This window comes from Neisseria sp. P0001.S005 (genome assembly GCF_051963715.1).
The window spans coordinates 1-2,907 of the sequence record NZ_JBQCTZ010000304.1 but is presented as its reverse complement, the minus strand read 5'-3'; the positions used below and the strand labels follow the sequence as shown (position 1 = coordinate 2,907).

Here is a 2,907-nt window from a genome sequence, read left to right as displayed (position 1 = left end):
TTCAGGCAACGATTTACGCACTTGCGCCGCACCTTGCACATCAATTTCCAAAATTACGTCATAGCCCTCTTCGCTCAACGAATTCACGCCGGCGATGCTGGTGCCGTAATAATTGCCGAACACATTGGCGTGTTCCAAAAAGGCTCTTTGCTCAATCAGCGATTCAAATTCTTCTTTGGGAACAAAGTGATAATGCATACCATGTGCCTCACCTTCACGCGGCTGGCGTGTAGTATGAGAAATGGAAACACGGATATCGTCATGATTTTTCAACAGGCGCGACACCAAGGTCGTTTTACCTGTGCCGGAAGCGGCAGAAATGATGTAAATATTGCCTTTTTTATGATTTTGCATGGTGGTTCAGCCGATGGTATGTATCTGTAAATTATAACACAACACAATATTTCTCGGAATTTCAGACGGCATGTTGCAAAATTTGGCTATTGTATCGATTAATTTGGCAAGTCCGCATATGACCGCTACAATATCGTGTTAAAAACTTTTTGATTTCGGAATGTCGAGATGTTGATTCATCCTGAAGTAATGGGCGTAGAGGCTTTGGCGGACAAAATCCGTAAAATTGAAAACTGGCCGCAAAAAGGGATTTTGTTTCATGACATTACTCCCGTTTTGCAAAGCGCAGAATATTTCCGCCTGCTGGTTGATTTGCTGGTTTACCGCTATATGGGACAAAAAGTTGACGTTGTAGCAGGCTTGGACGCACGCGGTTTTATCATTGGTGCGGCTTTAGCCTATCAGCTAAATGTCGGCTTCGTTCCCATTCGTAAAAAAGGCAAACTGCCGTTTGATACGGTTTCCCAAAGTTACGCTTTGGAATATGGCGAAGCAACGGTAGAAATCCATACCGACGCCATCAAGCCGGGCGCACGCGTTTTGCTGGTAGATGATTTGGTGGCAACTGGTGGCACAATGCTGGCAGGTGTTGAGCTGATCCGCAAATTAGGTGGCGAAGTAATCGAAGCGGCTGCCATTTTGGAATTTACCGACTTGGACGGCGGCAAAAAAATCCGTGAAAGCGGCGCGCCATTATTTACCCTGTGCCAAAACAAAGGCTGTATGTAATAAAAAAACCGCAAGCTGATCAGCCTGCGGTTTTTTATGATCAAAATTATTCAAGGACGTATCCGTCCGTATCCCAGAAAGTTTTTTTCACCAACTGGTCGTCTTTATAAACTAACTCGGATTTCTTCGCACCATCATCGTACCAATCCAAAATAATGCCGCTACGTTTACCGTTGCGAATACTCAATTCAGACACGATGCGGCCATTTTCATCCCAACTGATAATCTCCGTCGGTTTGTCATTGCTCATCATCATTTCGGTTTTCGGGCTGCCGTCTGAATACCACTGTTTCCAATGACCATTGGCTTTATCGTGCTTAAACTGAATTTCGCTTTCTTTCACACCATTTCGGTAATAGCGGGAACCCACGCCCTCACTCAAGCCATTTTGATAAGGCATTACCGCAGATTTTTTGCCGTTTGGATACCAGTTGACCCATTCGCCATGCGGTTTGCCGTTGCGATAGCTGCCAACCATCTTTTTCTGACCGTTGAAATGCCACAGGGTTAATGTGCCATTATCCAACGCCGGCACAAAAACCTTAATCTGACCAGCAGGTACTTCATAAGGATCAGAATATTTTTTCATCGATGGATAGTAAAAATCCTGCACCTGCGCCTTACCTGCCTCAATCTTGTATTGGCGGACATAAGCAACCGAAGGCATGGTCGCCGTCAGTTTACCGTTTTGATTGAAATAAACGGTATGTTGCTGGGCAAAGGCGGCAACGGGCATACTGAACAAGGCAGCAGCCAACAGGCCTGATTTTAAATAATTATTCATAATATGGAGTTTGGCAGTATATGTTCTACAAAAAGTCAGCAATAAAAATCCACTGACATTAGAAACTATGGCAAATATTATAAGCCATAGTTTCAAAGCCTGCTTGGATTTCATATTCGGCATACCATAGGAATTTGTATTTTCTTAAAATATTAAAAATTTTACAAAACAAAGGCCGTCTGAAACTTTTTTCAGACGGCCTTTGTTTTATTTACATCAAAATAAACTACTCTTCACTCAATAATTGCTCGCGGGTCAACAAGAATACAAACCCATCGCCACCACTGGTTTCCAACCAAGTAAACGGTAATTCGGGATAAGCCGCTTCCAATACTTCACGGTTGTGACCGATTTCAACCAACAATACACCTTTCGGATTCAAATATTTCGCAGCCTGCAAAATGATTTGGCGTGTAGCATCCAAACCATCTTCTCCACTACCCAAAGCCAATTCCGGCTCATGTAGGTATTCATCAGGCAACGCTTCCACAGATTCTGCATCAACATAAGGCGGATTGGAAACAATTAAGTCATAGGTTTCATCCAAACCTTCAAACAAATCGGTATGCACCAAGCTGATGCGGTCTTCTAAGCCATAATCTTCGATATTGATGGCGGCGACTTCCAGCGCATCCAAGCTTAAATCAACGGCATCGATTTGTGCATCGGGATAGTGGTGCGCCATTTGAATGGCCAAACAGCCGCTACCGGTACACAAATCCAAAGCTCGATGCACCAACTCATCGTGTTCAATCCAAGGACGGATACCGTCGCCCAGCAATTCGTAAATGAAAGAACGAGGCACGATAACGCGCTCATCGACATAAAAATCAAACTCGCCCTGCCATGCCTGATGCGTCAGATACGCGGCAGGAATATGCTCAACTGCGCGGCGTTCGATAATGGACAACACTTCCTCCTTCTCACTTTGCAACAATTTGGCATCCAAATAAGGCTCCAACATATCCAAAGGCAGGTTCAAAGTGTGCAAAATCAGATAGGCTGCCTCGTCATGGGCATTATCACTTCCGTGTCCGAAA

Annotated in this window: 4 protein-coding genes; 1 reads left to right on the top strand and 3 read right to left on the bottom strand. The window is 44.3% G+C overall.

Features of this window, described 5'->3' with window-relative positions; all coding sequences use genetic code 11:
• Positions 1–354, bottom strand: a 354-nt coding sequence (locus ACTHSP_RS19245) for a guanylate kinase (RefSeq protein ID WP_440346700.1), incomplete at its 3' end; no start/stop codon positions are given.
• A gap of 168 nt (positions 355–522) precedes the next feature.
• Between ACTHSP_RS19245 and ACTHSP_RS19240 the strand changes: the two genes are divergently transcribed.
• Positions 523–1,083 (top strand): adenine phosphoribosyltransferase, encoded by a 561-nt coding sequence (locus ACTHSP_RS19240; protein ID WP_003682296.1) that lies wholly within the window; start codon positions 523–525, stop codon positions 1,081–1,083.
• Positions 1,084–1,129: 46 nt separating this feature from the next.
• Here the strand turns inward: ACTHSP_RS19240 and ACTHSP_RS19235 are convergent, their stop codons facing one another.
• Together ACTHSP_RS19235 and prmB are read right to left on the bottom strand one after the other, a co-directional pair.
• Entirely contained in the window at positions 1,130–1,867 is a 738-nt protein-coding gene (locus tag ACTHSP_RS19235) for a toxin-antitoxin system YwqK family antitoxin (RefSeq protein WP_003686026.1), read from the bottom strand.
• A gap of 226 nt (positions 1,868–2,093) precedes the next feature.
• Positions 2,094–2,907, bottom strand: an 814-nt coding sequence (gene prmB, locus ACTHSP_RS19230; RefSeq protein WP_440346699.1) for a 50S ribosomal protein L3 N(5)-glutamine methyltransferase, incomplete at its 5' end; no start/stop codon positions are given.